The following is a 16,837-nucleotide window of genomic DNA, read 5'->3' as shown; positions in this document are numbered from 1 at the left end:
GTGGCAACGACTCCCCTGCCCTGGCCGGAGGCGCCGAACCCGCCTCTCCCGCCGCCCACTCCGCAGGCACTGGACGCCATCGCGGCGGCCGCCGTGCCCTTGTCCCGGTGGTTCTATGCGCCACCGGATGAGAACGCTCTCGCACGGCTGGGCGAGCCGGGAGTCCTCGACTCATGGCCGATCTCCGCCGACGACATGGCCACGCGGCGAGGGCTCGAGCTGCTCGCACGGCCGCACGATCATGCCCGGATCAGAGCCGATCACACGGCTCTGTTCGTCGGACCAGGCGCGATGAAGGCCGCGCCGTACGAGTCCGTGCACACGTCACGCGAAGGCCTTCTGTTCGAGCCCGAGACGCTCGATGTCCGCGGGTGGTACCGCCATTACGGACTCAGCGCTCCCCGGCTCGGCCGGGAGCCGGACGATCACGTCGGTCTCGAGCTGGAGTTCGTCGCGACGCTGGCCGGGTGGGCGGCAGAGGCCGATGACGAGGGCGATCGCGCGAGCGCGAGCGTGTTCGCCGACGGAATCCGTGGCTTCGTCACCGCCCATCTGCTGTCGTGGGGACCGCCCTTCTGTGACCTCGTGGCGACGCAGGCCGGCACCGACTTCTACCGGGGCGTCGCCGAACTCACGCGCGGATTCCTCACTGCACTGCCCGTGCTCATGGAGCCGGTGCCATGAGCACGCCTCCCGACCTGGGCGCCGTCCGCGCCTGGACCCGCGCGCAGGCCGCTCCGGTCCGTCTCGCGCTCGCCTGCGCCGAACACCCGGATCCCCGGTCGCCGCGTCCGGAGTCGGAGGCGAGCGTCCGGTCGCTGGTCGTGCGAGTGCCCGGCTGCCTCGCGACGGTGCCCCGCTCAGAGGTGGTCGGCCTCCTCGTGGACGGCGCCCTCGACGTCGTCCTCCTGCTCGACGGATGCGAGCGACGTGACGCCGCGCTCGATCGATTCGCCGATCTGACCGCCCTGTTCACTCCCGCTGGAGGGCCCGGACGCGTCACGAGCCCGCGCCTTTCCGCGGTCGTCGAGCCACCGCCGAGCGACGGGGGCTCCCTACCGGCGAGCGCGCCGGTTGTCATGAACGGCGCGTCGATGCCCCTGCCTCGGCGCACGATGCTGGGGGCCCACGATCCCGGCAGAACGACCACCGCGTTGCCGCCCCACGCAACGGAGGCGGAGATCGCCGAGGACGGTGGGACCGACCACGCCGACCTCCTCGCGGCGTTGTCCGTGCTCATGGAGCGTGACGCGTCCGTGCTCATGGAGCGTGACGCCCACACGCCGGGCCCTGGAGCCGGCCCTGATCCTGCGATCGCCGCGGCAACCGCAGGCCCCGGCCTGCTCTTGCGCGCCTCCCGCTGCACGGCCTGCGCGGTCTGTGTACGGACGTGCCCCGAGGCGGCGTTGACGATGCGGATCGAAACCGGTGCCGGCGTGCTCGAGCAACGCGTCGACGCCTGTTCCGGATGCGGTGCCTGCCTCGAGTCGTGTCCCGCAGAGGCACTGTCCGTCCGCCGTCGCGCCCGCTGGAGCGAGCAGTTGCGACCGCAGGTCCTGCCGCTGGCCGTCGTCGAGACCCGCGTCTGCGCACGCTGTGGCGCGCACACCCCGGATCGTGGAGCCGACCTCTGTGAGGTGTGCGCGTATCGGCGTGCCAATCCGTTCGGCTCGATCCTGCCGGCGGAGATCGCCGGAGCGCGAGCGTAGGTGCGCCCGGCCACACACCCAGAACGCCGAGACAGCCGCCGATTCCGGCCTCGACCACCCCGCGTACACGGGTCGGGACGAAGAGGGCCGGAATCGGCGGCTGTCTCGGCGCTACCGGAGCCGACGGGTCACTTCACGAGCATGCGGCCCATGACGAGGCGCTGGATCTGGTTGGTGCCTTCGTAGATCTGGGTGATCTTGGCGTCGCGCATCATGCGCTCGACGGGGTGGTCCTCGACGTAGCCGGCGCCACCGAGGAGCTGGACGGCGTCGGTGGTGACCTTCATCGCCACGTCGCCGGCGAAGCACTTGGCGGCGGCACCGAAGAAGCCGAGATCGGGGTCGTCGCGCTCGGACTTGCTCGCGGCGACGTAGACCATCTGGCGGGCGGCCTCGAGCTCCATCGCCATGTCGGCGAGCATGAACTGGATGGCCTGGAAGTCGGCGATGGCCTTGCCGAACTGCTTGCGCTCCTTGACGTAGCCGATCGCGTAGTCGAGGGCGCCCTGCGCGATACCGACGGCCTGCGCGCCGATGGTCACGCGGGTGTGGTCGAGCGTGCGCAGCGCGAGCTTGAGGCCGGTGCCCTCGGGGCCGATCATGCGGTCGCCGGGGATGCGGCAGTTGTCGAAGAACAGCTCGCGGGTGGGGCTGCCCTTGATGCCGAGCTTGCGTTCGGGCTCGCCGTAGGTGAACCCCTCGTCGGACTTCTCGACGACGAACGCGCTGATGTTGCGCCCGCGCGGCCCCTCGGGGTCGGTGACGGCGAGAACCGTGTAGTACTCCGAGACACCGGCATTCGTGATCCACGACTTCTGTCCGTTGAGGATCCAGTCGTCGCCGTCACGGGTGGCACGGGTCTTCATCGAGGCGGTGTCGGAGCCGGCCTCACGCTCGGAGAGTCCGTAGCTGAACATCACGTCGCCCTTGGCGAGCGGGGCCAGGTACTTCTTCTTGATCTCCTCGTCGCCGCCGAGGATCACCGGCATCGAGCCGAGCTTGTTCACGGCGGGGATGAGGCTGCTGCTCGCGCAGGCGCGGGCGACCTCTTCGATGACGATGCACGTGGCGAGAGCGTCGGCGCCCATGCCGCCGTATTCCTCGGGCACGTGCGGGGCGTGGAAGTCGGAGGCGACGAGCGCGTCGAGTGCCTCCTGCGGAAAGACCTTGTCGTGATCGACCTTGGCCGCGTGGGGCGCGATCTGGTGCTCGCTGATAGCCCGGATCGCGGCGCGCAGCTCTTCGTGGTCGTCGGTGGTCTTGAACAGGTCGAAATCACGGTTGCCGGTCATGGCCGAAGACTAGCCCTCGGCGGGCGCCGGTGACGGTGATCGAGCCCCGGCAGACGCCTTCGCACTCGCCCGGTCGCAGCGCCCGCACACCTTCGCGGGCGACGCCGTCGAAACGAGGAAAGAGCACCTTCGTGGCGCCCGTCCGAAGCGCGTTCAGGTCGCACGTCCGCAGGTCAGAGGCCTGTTCGTCTTCCGTTTCTCCTCGAATCGCAAAGTTTTTCCACAGGCTTGTCGGGCACGTCAACTACCGCGTCGAACGGCCGATGGGAGATCGATTCCGCAGGAATCCCGCAGCGCCGGAACGGCCGTCGCCTGCGAGGGCGCGACTTCGAGGAGATCGGCAGGTGAGCGTGGCAGCGTCGCGAACCCTCTTCCCCCTCGAGACGCGCACCTGGGTCGTCGTACTGGTCGTCGGTGCGGGATTCGGAGCGGTCGGGGCCGCGAGCCTGCTGTTCGGCGGCGAGATGGTCGGCGCGTTGGGAGCCGTAGCGACCTCCGTCACATTCGCGTCCACGGCGGTGACGCTGGAGAATCGGTCGTGGGTGCGCCGGCGAGGCCTCGCGGTGACCGCGAACTGCCTCCTCGTCGGGGTCGCAGTGGTGCTCGCGGCGCGGGCGCTCGAACCGGTTTTCGGCTCCGGTCAGGCCGCTGCCCACCCCGTGATTCTGATCGTTACCGGGATGTCGGTGCTCATACAGGCGGCCGTGATAGTAGTTGCCGTGGAGTCGGTCAAGAGACTCGGTGGCGGGGGCCATCTGTAACGTCATTGGGGAGCACACATGACGGTCCACCTGATCTACCGCTCGTACGGGGGCGAGAATCTCAAGTCCCGTCCGGCGTGGTTCAGCAAACTGCTGTGCGCGGCGTCGTTCGCGCGCGCGGCCGAGAACGCCGACCTGCGCGTCACGTGGCTGAACGACGGGCCGGTTCCTGAGGACCGGATGCGCCTGTTCGAGCAGTTCGGCGAGGTCATGACGATCGCCGGAGGCCCGGTGGGGATGCGTCGCAGCTACGTCACCGGCCTGCGGCTCGCCATCGAGAGCGACTGGCCGGACGACGACATCGTGTACTTCTGCGAGGACGACTACCTCCACACTCCCGACGCGGTCGAGGCCCTCGTCGCCGCCGAGAAGCAACCGGCGATCTCCTACGTCGCGCTGTACGGTGCCACCCCCGGCCTCGCCAATGAACGCGAGTACCCCGACGGTTACCAGTACCCGCAAGGCTGGCCGGAGCGTCCGCGCATCGAGGCCGACGGATTCACGTGGACGCCGGTCATCAGCACCGCGAGCACGTTCGGGGCCCGGCTCGGCGCCCTGCGCGCCGACTACCCGATCTTCCGGCAGGCGATGGTGCCGTTCCGCAACCGCTACCTCGACCACGAGACGTGCGTGCTCTATCAGGGGCAGCACCCGTACCACGGCAAGGAGTTCTTCTTCGGCCCTCGCGGCGACTTCGTGCCCAGCGCACGTGGAGTCGCTCGTGCCGTGTTCCTCGTGCCGTTCCGGGTCGCGTTGTCGATGCGCGCCGGCCGCAACGCCGACGACCCGCACCTGCTCTACGCCGCGACCCCCAACCTCGGCTGCCACGTCGAGCTGGGCGTGATGAACCCCGGCCAGGATTGGGACGCCCTCGCGGACGACGCCCGCACCTGGGCGGTCGAACGCGGGTTCATGCCGGTCGCGGCGGCCTGAGTCTCCGCTGTCGCAGACGTCGTCTCCGCTGCCACCGGCCCACGTCGAGCCCACCGACGCGGGTCCGGTCGTGCCCTCGCAGACCCGGCGATAGCGTGGGGCGATGGAGACCTACGAGCTGAACGACGGAACCACGCTGCCCAAGATCGGCTTCGGCACCTACCCCCTGCGCGGTGAGAACGGGATCGCCGCGATGACCAGCGCACTCGAGGTCGGGTACCGCCTGCTGGACTCGGCCGTGAACTACCGCAACGAGTACGAGGTCGGCGAGGCCCTGCGCCGCAGCGGACTCCCCCGTGACGAGGTGCAGATCGCGACCAAGGTGCCCGGTCGTGACCACGGCCGGGGCAAGGCGATCGCCTCGATCGAGGCCTCGCTCGAGGTCATGGGCCTCGACCGTCTCGACCTCGTTCTCATCCACTGGCCCAACCCGAGCCAGGGCAAGTACGTGCGCACGTGGGAGGGACTCGTCGAGGCGCGCGAGCAGGGGCTCGTCCGCTCGATCGGCGTGAGCAACTTCACCGAGCCCCTCCTGCAGGAGATCATCGACGCCACCGGCGTCATCCCCGCGGTCAACCAGATCGAGTTGCACCCCCGGTTCCCGCAGGTCGACATGCGCGCCGTGCACGCGCGGCTCGGCATCCAGACCTCGTCGTGGAGTCCGCTCGGCAAGCGCGACGCCGCCTACGACGAGGCCCCGGTCGCCGACGCCGCCAAGGCGCACGGAGTCACGCCGGCGCAGGTCATCCTCCGTTGGCAGCTCCAGATCGGGTCGCTGCCGCTGCCCAAGTCGGCCAACCCGGAGCGCCAGCGCACCAACCTCGACGTCTTCGGCTTCGAGCTCACCGACGCCGAGGTCGAGGCGATCACCGGCCTCGGCAAGCCCGACGGCCGCCTCTTCGGCGGCGACCCGAACACGCACGAGGAGATGTGACTCGACCACGCGATGCCGCACCGGCGTGAAGCCGACGTGCTGCCCGTGTGACACCGACATGCAGTCAGCGCTCGGACAGGCTCTTTCACCGCGCAAGATGGGGTGAAAGAGCCTGTCCGAGCGGGTGTTCGGGTGAAAGTGCCTGTTCGAGCGGGGTGCTCGGGGTGGCGTGCCGGGGCATACGGGGCGTCCTGGGACACTGACACGGGTGGCCGGTGTCGGGAGGGCGTTCGTGGAGTCAGGTGCGGTGGGGGTGCCGGGTCGTCGGCCGCACGCGCGGGGAGGCGCGTGGTTCTGGGCCGCTGCAGGCCTGGTCATCCTCGCTGCGGTACTCCACGTGACGCGTCTCGGTTGGGGGCTCGATCGCACCGACGAGGGCCAATACCTGCTGCTTCTCGCCCATCCGGAGGACAGCCGGTCGACGGTCTTCCTCTTCGGATACCTGCTCCATCCGCTGTTCGTGGCGCTCGGTGGGAGCATCGTCGGACTCCGGTTGGTGGGGGCCGCGATCTCCGTGCTTCTCGCGGGCGTGCTGGGGTTCACCGCCGCACGCACCGCAACGCGCCGTCACGGCGCCGAGCCGACACGCGCATCGGTGCTGCTCGTCACGATCGTCACCGCGGGATTCGGGCTCGGGCCGCTGCTCTACTTCCCTCTCACCCCGAGCTACAACACACTCGCGTTCTGGGGCGGATGCCTCTGGGCGACGGGGCTGCTGCTTGCCGCTGACTCCACCCGCCGCCTCGACGCGCCTCCAGACGCCCCCGCTCGGACGGGCAGTCCCACCATCACACTCCGTCAGACGTGGCTCGGCCCGGTGCTTCTCGGAGTCGGGGGCGTCGTGGCCTTCGCGGGCAAGGCGACGACCGGAGCAGCGATCGCAGCGCTGACGGTCCTCGCCGCCGTCGCGCTCATCGCGACGTCGACACACCGGGCGCGGTTCATCGCCCACGTCGTCGGCGGCATCTCGGTCGGAGGCGGCGCCGCGCTCGTCGCCCTCATGGCTCTCGTCGGTCACGGCCCACGGTGGTTCGTCGACTTCTACACCGCGGGTGCTCGCAGCGTGTCTCTGTTGCAGGGGCACGAGGACCTCGTCCGCCTCGACCCGTTCGTCATCGGCGGTCTCGTCGACCCTCCGATCATGACGGCAGTGTCCGCGATCTGTCTCATGCTGGCGGCAGCCGTCGACGGGCGGCGTTGGCTCGGCATCCTCGCGGGCGCGTCGGCGTTCCTCGCGATCGCGGCGGCAGCCCTCACCGTGATGGACGCGTCGGGTGAATCCACCTCCCCCGTCGCGATGTTGGCGTGGTGGTGGATCCCCGCACTCGCCGTCGTTGTCGGGCCCCTCACGCGCTCGAACACGCGTCTTCACCCGTCCGGACGACACGTCGACGAGGTCATCGTCGTCCTCGCGCTGGCGGTGCTTCCGCTGGCCTACGTCGTCGGCACGAACGGCAACTACTGGATCGCGCAGTCGCGAGCGGCGGTGTTCTGGGTGGCCGCGGGTGTCGTCGTCCTCTCCGCGCGTCCGGCGATCCAGCGCGCGTTCGCCACCGGGGTCGCACTGTTGCTGCTGGTCGTCACGATCACGAGCCTCGGTTACTCCTACCGCTATGCATCACCGATGCGCGGGTGGTCGGACGCAGAGGCGACCGGGCCGGCGGTCGTCTCCCCCGAGGGCGCCGAGCTGCGGCTCACGGCCGAGGACGCCGACACCTCTCGCCGCCTCGCGGGCCTCGCGCGCGAGCACGACCTCGACGGCGTCCCGATCCTCGACGTCACCGGCGCCTCGCCGGGCTACATCCGTCAGCTCGGCGGCCGCCCCGTCGGCAGTTCGTGGCTGCTCGGCGGGTATCCCGGGAGCACGGCGGCCGCGCTCGAGGCCGTCCGAACGCACGAGGCCGAGGATCCCGGCGTACTCGACCGGGCCTGGGTGCTCGACGCGCCGCAGTCACGCCGACGGATCCCCGAGCTTCTGCTGGCACTCGGACGAACCGAGGACGACTACGAGGTCGTCGCGACGTTCCGCCACCATCTTGGATACGACGTCAAGCTCCTTCGGCCGAGGGTCGCCGGCAACCGGGCGTCTTAGCGACGCACCCGAATCGGCCGCGCGGCACGGTCGCGTCGCCCGGTCGTGCCACCGACGCCGCGCAGGCACGCAGTAAGGCGGGCGTCTCGGCCGCCGATGGGGAGGGGTCCTCAGGACGAGGATCTGCCACCTGCCCTCTCATGGAAGAGAGCCTGCCCCATGACGCTTCGCGTCCTGCCTGCCCTCGCCACCTGCTCGATCGTCGCCGGCATCGCCCTCGCCACGCCGGTGTCGGCCTCCGCGTCGACCCCCCTCACCCCGTCTCCGACCGATGCGAAGGTCGTCGTCACCACGACCACCACGTCCGACATCAACACCCCGGTCGTCGCGGCCGGCCGCACCGCCCCGATCGTCGATCGCGCCACCGCCGGTCCCACCCGTCTCGCGGGGGCCGATCGGTACGCCACTGCCGTCCAGATCAGCCGCCGCGCCTATACGCCTGCCACCGCACAGACCGTGTATGTCGTCGGAGGGACGAGGCTCGACGAGGCGCTCGCGGGCGCATCGCTCACCGACGGTCCCGTGCTGCTCGTGCCCTCGACCGGCACGGTTCCGGCAGCAGTCCTCGCCGAGATCCGCCGTCTCGACCCCGCCCGCGTCGTGGCACTCGGTGGTTCCCGTTCGGTGGCCTCCGGCGTGCTGACCGCGGCCGCTCAAGGCAGGCCGACGACCCGCCTCGGCAGCGACGACGTCTATGCCACCGCGGCCGCCATCGCCCGCCGCGCGTTCCCCGACGGCGCGCGCCGGGTGTACCTCGCGCAGGTCGGCGGTACGGCGGATGCCGTCGTCGGGAGTTCGCTCAGTGACGGACCGGTCGTCCCCGTCCCCGCTCGTGGCCCGGTGCCGACGGCGATCAAGGCTCTCGTCGGCTCCCTCGGCGCTGAGACGGTCACGGCCCTCGGTGGAACGGGCGCGATCGCGGACGCCACGCTCGCCGACGCCGCCGCCGGACGACCGACGCAACGACTCGCCGGCGCCGACCGGTACGGCACCGCCGACCGCGTGGCGCGGGCGGCGTTTCCCAACGGCAGCCGGGTCGCCTACCTCGCCGGCAGCAGCGTGTTCGCCGACGCGGTCGCGGGCGGCATGCTCGGCGACGGCCCGATCCTGCTCACTCCCCCGGCCTCCGCGACCACGCTCGCCAAGGGCGTCGCCAACACGCTGACCAGTCTCGGAGTTCGCAACCTCGGCACCCTCGGCGGTCCGGGAGCCGTGCCGGAGGCCGCCATCGGGGCCGTCGCCGCGAAGGTGCCGAACGCGACGACGGGCGCCCTGCCTCGTTACGTCGTCCCGGCTCCCACTCCCGCACCGGCTCCCACGGAGCCGACCCCGGCTCCTGCCCCCGCACCCGCACCCGCACCCGCACCGACGGCGTACACGCCCCCGCCGGCCACGGTGCGTCCGCCGGAGACCTGCGAGTCGGTCATCGCCTCGTTCACGCCGGTGCCCATGGATTCGCGATACACGATCTCCTGTGTGGCGAGCCTCGGCAGTGTCGACACTCTCGGTGTCACCGAGACGTGGATCGCACTCGATGACGGGGAGTTCGTCAAGGGCAACGTCAAGATCCGCTCCGACCTCTCCGGCCCCACCTTGCGGGCGGTCATCGCGCATGAACTCAGTCACGCCTGGTCGTACGCGTACCTGACCTCGAAGCAGCGCCAGAGCTTCGCCGTCTACACGGGGCAGAGCGACTGGGGTGGTGGCGACTACAACTCGATGCCCGCCGAGGTGTGGGCACGCACGCAGGCCACGTGTGTCGGATATCCCGACGGCTTCGGCCGTAAGCAGATCACTTGCGACGAACTGGAAAAGTACGGTTGGCGCCGGTCATGACCTCAGGTCGCCGATCTGCCTGTCGATGAACGGAATGACGCGCCTACCCGATCGGGTTGGGCGCGTCTTCCATTCCCCGGAAGGTCGATGGGAGATCGGGAAGGACTCGTTGCTTCGGGCGCTTCTCCGCGCGCCGGGATCTTCAGCATGGACACGCCACTCACGTCTGGTGACGGCAACGATTGAGGGAGGGCGATCAGATCGAGGATGGTGGTCTGCGGACGCAACCTGTCGTCGCGTCTCACCTGGCCATTGCCGGTTAGTTGCCTTGCCGCTTGTTTGTTTAGTCGGCTAAACTTAGACTCATGACGAAGCCCATGAAGTACCGCGATCTCGCCCGGAGACTCCGCAGCCACGGCTGTACTCCAAAGCCAGGCAAGGGCGACCACGAGAAGTGGTACTGCCCATGCGGCAAACACATGGCCGTCATCACACGAACCAGGGACGTCTCGCCAGGGGTCGTGGACGACACCCGCAAGAAGCTGACCTTCCTACCCGAAGGATGGATGAAGTGACCGCTGCAGACATGTACGAAGTGATTGCCCGCAAGTGGGAGCACGGATGGGAGTTGCACATCGACGGTCTCGGCGTCACCCAGGTCGGGACACTCGACCAGGCCGACCGTCAGGTGCGGGACTACATCTGCACGATGCTCGACCTCGACCGCTACGACGGGCGGGTGGAGCTCACTCCCGAGATCGGCCCGGTCAAGACTGCCCTGCTCGAGCTGCGTCGCCTCACTCGCCTGCGAGAGACGGTCGAGGCGCAGTCGGCTGCGGCCCGGATCGATGTCATCGAGGCGATGAAGGACTCCGGGTACAGCTACGCCGACATTGCCGGGGCGATCGGCGTGAGTAAGGGGCGCGTATCCCAACTCGTCGGGAAGTGAGGGCACCGGCCGCGACGCCGTCGCGGCGGTAACTACAGATGGTGCGGGGGATGACCCTGAGGGTGCGGGCGCCGTCGGCAATCCGCTGGCGCTGATGCCCTGGGATGCATGAGTTGGGCACCCGTCCAACCGTGGGCTCGTTCGTGAGGCAAGATGACCCCGTCGAGTGCGTCGGGCCGCCCGTGCGGTGATGCCCACGCACGGCATCACGCGAGGTGGGGGTGGGGTCATGAGGTCGGTCGTGCTGGCCGTGGTCGGGTCGTTCGCCGCAGTGGCTGCGGGAGCTGCGCCGCTGTCTGCCGCGGATGCGGCTCCTACCGCGGCGTCGGACCCTGCCGTCGCCCCGGCGCCCGGCGTGAACTCACCCGCGGTCGAGCGGGGCGACGCGTTCCTCGGGCTCAGCGTCCCCGACATCAAGGCACGAGTGCGCAAGGCCGACGCCACGAAGATGTCGGCGCGCGATCGGCAATGCCGCGATTACGTCAAGGCCCGGATGCCGAAATGGTGGGCACCGTCCGGACACACCGTGGTCTGCCGGCCGGGCACGACCAAGGGATACGACTTCTATTTCGACGGCATCGCCGTGCTCACCGTCAACAGCACACTCGATCCGCAGGCGTGGGCGCAGTCGGTGAGCTGGGCGGCCTCCAAGGTCTCTGCCACCGAGCGACTCCCGCTCACCGACGCCCCGAAGTTGTGCCGCAAGGCGATCGCGGCCTACCCGAGGCTCGCCAAGAAGGCCGGCAACTACCGCATTCGCTGCGTTCCGCAGATCACGTGGAAGGTGCCCGACATCTCCGTCAAGGACGCCTCCGTTCTCGGCTATATCCAGTACTCGAAGCGCGATATCGCGATCCTCGAGACGCGCGACGTGAAGTCGATGTCGTTCGTCACGGCGCACGAACTCGGCCACGCCGTCTCGTATCTACCCAAGGGTGCCGGCCTGCGCACCGAGGTCACCAAGGGCGCCAAGCGCAGGACGTTCACGTCGAGTCCGTACGTCGGCATGCCCGCCGAGGTCTGGGCCGAATCGTTCGCGCGCTACTGGACCGGGCAGAACCCCGCATCGGTGCAGAAGACCCGCTACACCCCGGCCCAAGTCGATCGCATGCTGAAGAAGTACGGGCTGCCGCGGCGCTGACGGTCCGAGGTCCGTCTCCGCGTTCCACCACGTCCCACCGAATCCGCTCGAACAGGCCAAGACAGCCCGCTCGAACAGGCACTTTCGTCTTCCGAAGCCGGACGGAAAGGCCTGTCCGAGCCCCTGGGCCGGGTGGAAAGGCCTGTTCGAGCACCGGGCCGGGCCAAACCGCCTGTCCGAGCCATTCCTCTGACGCGCGCGAAGACGCCAGACCGAGACAGCCCGCTCGAACAGGCACTTTCGTCTCCCGAAGCCGGACGGAACGGCCTGTCCGAGCGGCTGAGGCGGACGGAAAAGTTGAGTCCCTGATAGTGGTGTAGCGCGGTCGTCGATCGTCACCGGCGTGGACGTCGGACGCAGGCGCGGCCACCGCGTGATCCTTCGAGTTCACCTCTCACAGATCTCTCGAATGGAGTCATCACGATGACCGCTCCCCACATTGTCGACCCTGCACGTCTGCTGGGCGAAGCACTCGCCGAAGCCTCACCCGATCTGATGCGCTCGCTGTTGCAGACGATGATCAACGCCCTGCTCTCGGCTGATGCTGATGCGGTGGTCGGTGCCGAGTACGGCCGCCCCAGCCCGGGCCGGACCGCGCAGCGCAACGGGTACCGTCACCGCCCCCTGGACACCCGGGTCGGGACCATCGACATCGCAGTCCCCAAGCTGCGCAAGGGCACCTACTTCCCCGAGTGGCTGCTTGAGCGCCGCAAGCGCGCCGAAACCGCCCTGATCACGGTCGTGGCGGACTGCTACCTCGCCGGCGTGTCCACGCGGCGGATGGACAAGCTGGTCAAGACCCTCGGGATCGACTCACTGTCCAAGTCGCAGGTCTCGAGGATGGCGGCCGAGCTCGACGAGCACGTCGAGGAGTTCCGCCACCGGCCGGTGGACGCAGCTGGGCCGTTCACGTTCGTCGCCGCGGACGCGTTGACCATGAAGCTCCGCGAAGGCGGGCGGGTCGTCAACGCCGTCGTGCTGCTGGCCACCGGCGTGAACGGCGACGGGCACCGCGAGGTCCTCGGTATGCGCGTGGCCACTGCTGAGACCGGCTCGGTGTGGAACGAGTTCTTCGCCGACCTGGTTGCCCGCGGTCTGACCGGTGTCCGGCTGGTCACCAGCGACGCGCACCAGGGTCTGGTCGAGGCGATCGCGGCGAACCTTCCCGGAGCGTCCTGGCAGCGGTGCCGCACCCACTACGCCGCGAACCTCATGTCGGTGACACCCAAGAGCATGTGGCCCGCGGTCAAGGCGATGCTGCACAGCGTGTACGACCAGCCCGACCGTCCCGCGGTCCACGCCCAGTTCGACCGACTCCTGGACTACGTCGAGGGAAAGCTGCCCGAGGTCCACGACCACCTCGACGGCGCCCGCGCCGACATCCTGGCCTTCACCGGCTTCCCCAAGGACGTGTGGACCCAGATCTGGTCCAACAATCCCGCCGAACGCCTCAACCGCGAGATCCGGCGCCGCACCGACGCCGTGGGCATCTTCCCCACCCGCGACGCCATCGTCCGGCTCGTCGGAGCCGTCCTGGCCGAGCAGACCGACGAATGGGCCGAAGGCCGCCGCTACCTCGGACTCGAGGTCCTCGCCCGCTGCCGGGTCAACATCGTCCCCAACACCGAACCCGAGATCGGAGCTGATGACCTGCCCGCCCTGACCGCCTGACCCATCAAGAAGGAGAACGCAGCGCTACACCACTACCAGGGACTTGACCGACGGAAAGGCCTGTCCGAGCACCGCGCCGGACCAAACCGTCTGTCCGAGGCTCCCCTGACACGCGCGAAGACGCCAGACCGAGACAGCCCGCTCGAACAGGCACTTTCGTCTTCCGAAGCCGGACGGAAAGGCCTGTCCGAGCGGCTGAGGCGGGTGGAAAGGCCTGTTCGAGCACCGGGCCGGGCCAAACCGCCTGTCCGGGCCATTCCTCTGACACGCGCGAAGACGCCAGACCGAGACAGCCCGCTCGAACAGGCACTTTCGTCTTCCGAAGCCGGACGGAAAGGCCTGTCCGAGCGGCTGAGGCGGGTGGAAAGGCCTGTCCGAGCGGCTGAGGCGGGTGGAAAGGCCTGTCCGAGCGGCTGAGGCGGGTGGAAAGGCCTGTTCGAGCGTGGTGATGCTCGGAGCGTCATGCGGGCCCCACGTACCCTGATCGCACGGGCCCCCACGTGCGGGGACGTCCGCCGGTCTCTCACCTTGGAGCTCGCTCGATGAACTCAGGACTCTCACGTCGCGGAGGCCTGCGCGCCCGGTTGCGCGGTGTTCGCAACCGCACGGTGCGGCGTGCCAAGGGACTCTCGGGTGGGGATCCGACCGCGTACGTGCATCCCACGGCTCACGCGGCTCGCGACCTGCGTGCCGAGGAGTACGTCTTCGTCGGGCCGGGGTCCGTGGTCTCGGCGGGCACGTCGATCGGGCGGTACACGATGCTCGCGGCCGACGTGGCGGTCGTCGGTGACGATCACGTCATCGACGCGGTGGGTGTGCCGATGCAGTTCGCGGGACGTCCGCCCGTGCGGCGCACCTCGATCGGGCGTGACGTCTGGTTGGGCCGCGGAGTCACCCTCATGGCCGGCGTGACGATCGGCGAGGGAGCGGTCGTCGCCGCTGGCGCCGTCGTCACGAAAGACGTTCCGCCGTACGAGATCTGGGGTGGGGTTCCCGCGACGCGCATCCGTGATCGCTTCGACGGCGCCGATCGTGAACGACACTCCGCCGTCGTCAACGGGCCCGTTCTCGCGCCGTCCTTCGCCCCGAAGCGACACCGCGCCGACGACGACCTGAGCCCCACGACGACGCGCAGCCCCGGCCACGAGCGCGCCGCAACTCCCGGTGCCACCGAGACCTCCCGCACCGATCTCCGCCCCCACCTGTGCGTGCTCACGACCGCGCATCCCCTCGACGACGTGCGGGTGACGACGAAGATCGTCGGCGCGTACCTCGACGCGGGATGGCGGGTGTCGTGGGTGGGCCCGGATCACAGCTTCTTCGCCGGTGAGGGGTACCGCGTTCCAGGCGTGGAGTACCACCTCACTCCCCCCGCTCGTGGCCGGTTGGACCGAGTGCGTTCGGCGCAGCGCGTCGATCACGCCGCGCGCGCGGTGCAGGACGTCGACTGGTGGTACTCCCCCGACCCCGACGCCGCCGCGACGGCTGTGCGGGTGGCGCGCCGTCAGGGCGGGCGGGTCGTCTTCGACGTCCACGAGGAGTTCCACGGCGCGATGCTCGACCGTTGGACGCTCGGCCGCCCCGTTGCCGCGGCGCGCGAGCTCATGCGCCGCCGGGTCGCCGCAACGGCGAAGCACTGCGAGGTCGTCGTCGGCGTCAACGACGCCGTTCTCGCCCCGTACACGCAGGGTCATCCGCACGCGTTCCCGGTGCGCAACTGTGCGCCCCGTTCGTTCGCCGCCACGGCGCCCGCGGCGGAGTCCGCCCCCACGCACCCGATGCGGATCATGCACGGCAAGGGGCAGCCCGGTAACGGCACACCGGTCGTACTCGATGCGCTGACCAGGCTCGACGACGTCGAGGTCGTCGTCTTCCCGGGCCGCGGACCGGCTGCGACGTGCGAGCGCTGGATGCCCGATCTCGATGCCCGCATCGACGAGCTCGGCGTGCGTGACAAGGTCGTCCTCCACGACGCGGTGACTCACGACGCGATGCCGCGGGTCCTGGCGCAGTGCCGCGTCGGTCTCGTCGCCTACGGCCGCGACATGGGGGTGGCGAGTCTGCCCAACCGCCTCTTCGAGTACATGTCGGCAGGCATGGCGGTCGTCGTGCCGTCGTACGCCGTGGAGATGTCGCGGCTCGTCGCCGAGGAGGGCATCGGATTGGCATGCGACATGGAGGATCCGGCCGCTCTGGCCGCGACCATCGCCCGCCTGCGCGACGACCCCGCCGAGACCGCGGCCATGGGCCGCCGCGCGCTCGAGGCGTTCGTCCGGCGGCACTGCTGGGAGGCCGAGGTCGATCGCCTGCTCGCCGCGACGACCACCGCATGAACGCCCCGCCGCCCGGTTCGGCGACGCTCGCCATCGGGCCGATCAACAACGCCGGACAGGCCCACGCGTGGGCGCAGGCCGTCGACACCTTCACCGATCACGCGGCGTGGTCGTTCGGCTTCGCGCCGCCGCCCGGTCGACGCCCTCCGCTGCAGTTCTCCGCGACCCGCCGCCTTCCACACCACCGGATCACGCCCGACGCGCTCAAGGCCGTGCTCGTGCGGCGGATGCTCCGAGGCGCGTCTCACGTCGCTGTCGACTCGTTCGCCTCGCTCTACCGCCGCCTCGACCGGTCACACCTCGGTGTCGAGCTCGATCGTCTGCAGCGTGATCTGCCCCGGGCGTCGTTCGCGCTCATCGCCCACGGCAGCGACTTGCGCGACCCGCAGCAACACGCCGAGCGGCTCGCCGAGTCCTACTACCGCATCGCGCCGGCCGAATGGAACGCCTCCCTCGGCGAGGCCGCCGCCCGCAACCGTGAGACCGCCCGGCGCAGCGCGTTGCCGCTGTTCGTCAGCACCCCCGATCTGCTCCTGGAGGACGTGCCGGCCACGTGGCTGCCGGTCGTCGTCGACCCGGTGCCCTTCGCGGGAGCTCCGCCACCGTTCTCCTCGGGGCGGCGTCCCCGCGTCCTGCACCTGCCGAGCCGCCGCACACCCCCGATCAAGGGCACCGACCTCGTCGACCCCCTCCTCACCCGCCTGCACGACGAGGGACGCGTCGAGTACGTGAGCCCGGCCTCGGTTCATCCGGCGGAGGTTCCGGCGCTGGTCAGGTCGTGTGACGTGCTCATCGAGCAGGTGCGCTCGGGTTACTACGGCGCGAACGCGATCGAGGGGATGGCCGCCGGACGCGTCGTCGTCGGCAGCCTCGCCGATGACGTCGCCGCGCTCATGCCGGAGCCTCCGCCGATGATCCGGGTTCGGCATGACGGCCTCGAAGAGGCGATCGAGCGCGTCCTCTCCGATGCCACCGAGGCCCGTGACCTCGCCTCTCGCGGACCGGGTTTCGTGCGCCGCTGGCACGACGGACGATCCTCCGCGCGCGTCCTCGCCACGTGGATGGAGACGAGGTCTCCCGTGGCCCCGGCGGCCGCCCCCACCCCCTGACCGGCCGAGACAGCCGTCGTTTCCGGCCTCTCACCCCGTCACACCCGCGCTTTTCCACCCGCACGCCCGCCGAGACAGCCGTCGTTTCCGGCCTCTCGCATCCCGCCCGGAGACGGAAAGACCACCGAGGCAGGAAA

Annotated in this window: 14 protein-coding genes and 1 pseudogene; 14 read left to right on the top strand and 1 reads right to left on the bottom strand. The window is 69.9% G+C overall.

Features of this window, described 5'->3' with window-relative positions; translation table 11 throughout:
• Positions 1-684: a TorD/DmsD family molecular chaperone gene (locus BN1197_RS01295; protein WP_176489688.1), complete on the top strand. Its 684-nt coding sequence runs from the start codon at positions 1-3 to the stop codon at positions 682-684.
• Positions 681-1,709, top strand: coding sequence for a 4Fe-4S dicluster domain-containing protein (locus BN1197_RS17470; RefSeq protein ID WP_040155477.1), 1,029 nt, complete (start codon positions 681-683; stop codon positions 1,707-1,709). Before BN1197_RS01295 ends, BN1197_RS17470 begins: the two co-directional genes overlap by 4 nt.
• A gap of 128 nt (positions 1,710-1,837) precedes the next feature.
• Here the strand turns inward: BN1197_RS17470 and BN1197_RS01285 are convergent, their stop codons facing one another.
• A complete protein-coding gene (locus BN1197_RS01285; protein ID WP_040155476.1) occupies positions 1,838-3,001 on the bottom strand; it encodes an acyl-CoA dehydrogenase family protein in 1,164 nt (387 codons plus the stop codon).
• 344 nt (positions 3,002-3,345) lie between these two features.
• On the opposite strand from BN1197_RS01285, the gene BN1197_RS01280 reads away from it, so the two are divergent.
• The 12 genes and pseudogenes from BN1197_RS01280 (at position 3,346) to BN1197_RS01230 (ending at position 16,700) form a co-directional block, all read left to right on the top strand.
• Positions 3,346-3,762, top strand: a complete 417-nt coding sequence (locus BN1197_RS01280) for a hypothetical protein (RefSeq protein WP_040155475.1) — start codon at positions 3,346-3,348, stop codon at positions 3,760-3,762.
• Positions 3,763-3,780: 18 nt separating this feature from the next.
• Positions 3,781-4,695, top strand: coding sequence for a hypothetical protein (locus BN1197_RS01275; protein WP_040155474.1), 915 nt, complete (start codon positions 3,781-3,783; stop codon positions 4,693-4,695).
• 103 nt (positions 4,696-4,798) lie between these two features.
• A complete protein-coding gene (locus BN1197_RS01270) occupies positions 4,799-5,629 on the top strand; it encodes an aldo/keto reductase (RefSeq protein WP_040155473.1) in 831 nt (276 codons plus the stop codon).
• A 337-nt stretch (positions 5,630-5,966) separates the two neighbouring features.
• On the top strand, positions 5,967-7,721 hold the full coding sequence (locus tag BN1197_RS01265; RefSeq protein ID WP_141397168.1) for a hypothetical protein: 1,755 nt from the start codon (positions 5,967-5,969) through the stop codon (positions 7,719-7,721).
• 159 nt (positions 7,722-7,880) lie between these two features.
• Positions 7,881-9,557 (top strand): cell wall-binding repeat-containing protein, encoded by a 1,677-nt coding sequence (locus tag BN1197_RS01260; protein ID WP_052465830.1) that lies wholly within the window; start codon positions 7,881-7,883, stop codon positions 9,555-9,557.
• Between the two features lie 305 nt (positions 9,558-9,862).
• The gene (locus BN1197_RS01255) at positions 9,863-10,072 is read left to right on the top strand and encodes a type II toxin-antitoxin system HicA family toxin (RefSeq protein WP_082043515.1); all 210 of its coding nucleotides are present in this window, start codon (positions 9,863-9,865) and stop codon (positions 10,070-10,072) included.
• Positions 10,069-10,446 carry an antitoxin HicB gene (locus BN1197_RS01250; protein WP_141397167.1) on the top strand — a complete coding sequence of 126 codons (378 nt, stop codon included), beginning with the start codon at positions 10,069-10,071 and terminating at the stop codon, positions 10,444-10,446. Before BN1197_RS01255 ends, BN1197_RS01250 begins: the two co-directional genes overlap by 4 nt.
• Positions 10,447-10,675: 229 nt before the next feature.
• Positions 10,676-11,587 carry a hypothetical protein gene (locus BN1197_RS01245; RefSeq protein WP_141397166.1) on the top strand — a complete coding sequence of 304 codons (912 nt, stop codon included), beginning with the start codon at positions 10,676-10,678 and terminating at the stop codon, positions 11,585-11,587.
• 423 nt (positions 11,588-12,010) lie between these two features.
• Positions 12,011-13,258 carry an IS256 family transposase gene (locus BN1197_RS01240; RefSeq protein WP_040155334.1) on the top strand — a complete coding sequence of 416 codons (1,248 nt, stop codon included), beginning with the start codon at positions 12,011-12,013 and terminating at the stop codon, positions 13,256-13,258.
• Positions 13,259-14,118: 860 nt separating this feature from the next.
• Positions 14,119-14,295: pseudogene (locus BN1197_RS18060) on the top strand (DapH/DapD/GlmU-related protein); the annotation flags it as partial.
• Between the two features lie 741 nt (positions 14,296-15,036).
• A complete protein-coding gene (locus tag BN1197_RS18055) occupies positions 15,037-15,591 on the top strand; it encodes a glycosyltransferase family protein (RefSeq protein ID WP_390622694.1) in 555 nt (184 codons plus the stop codon).
• The gene (locus BN1197_RS01230; RefSeq protein ID WP_052465829.1) at positions 15,588-16,700 is read left to right on the top strand and encodes a glycosyltransferase; all 1,113 of its coding nucleotides are present in this window, start codon (positions 15,588-15,590) and stop codon (positions 16,698-16,700) included. The genes BN1197_RS18055 and BN1197_RS01230 overlap by 4 nt, the downstream gene beginning before the upstream one ends.
• The last annotated feature ends 137 nt before the right edge of the window (positions 16,701-16,837 follow it).

The organism is Mobilicoccus massiliensis (assembly GCF_000826525.2).
Classification (GTDB): Bacteria; Actinomycetota; Actinomycetes; order Actinomycetales; family Dermatophilaceae; genus Mobilicoccus; species Mobilicoccus massiliensis.
Note: the sequence above shows the minus strand (reverse complement) of the source record. Positions and strands in the feature narration are given on the sequence as shown.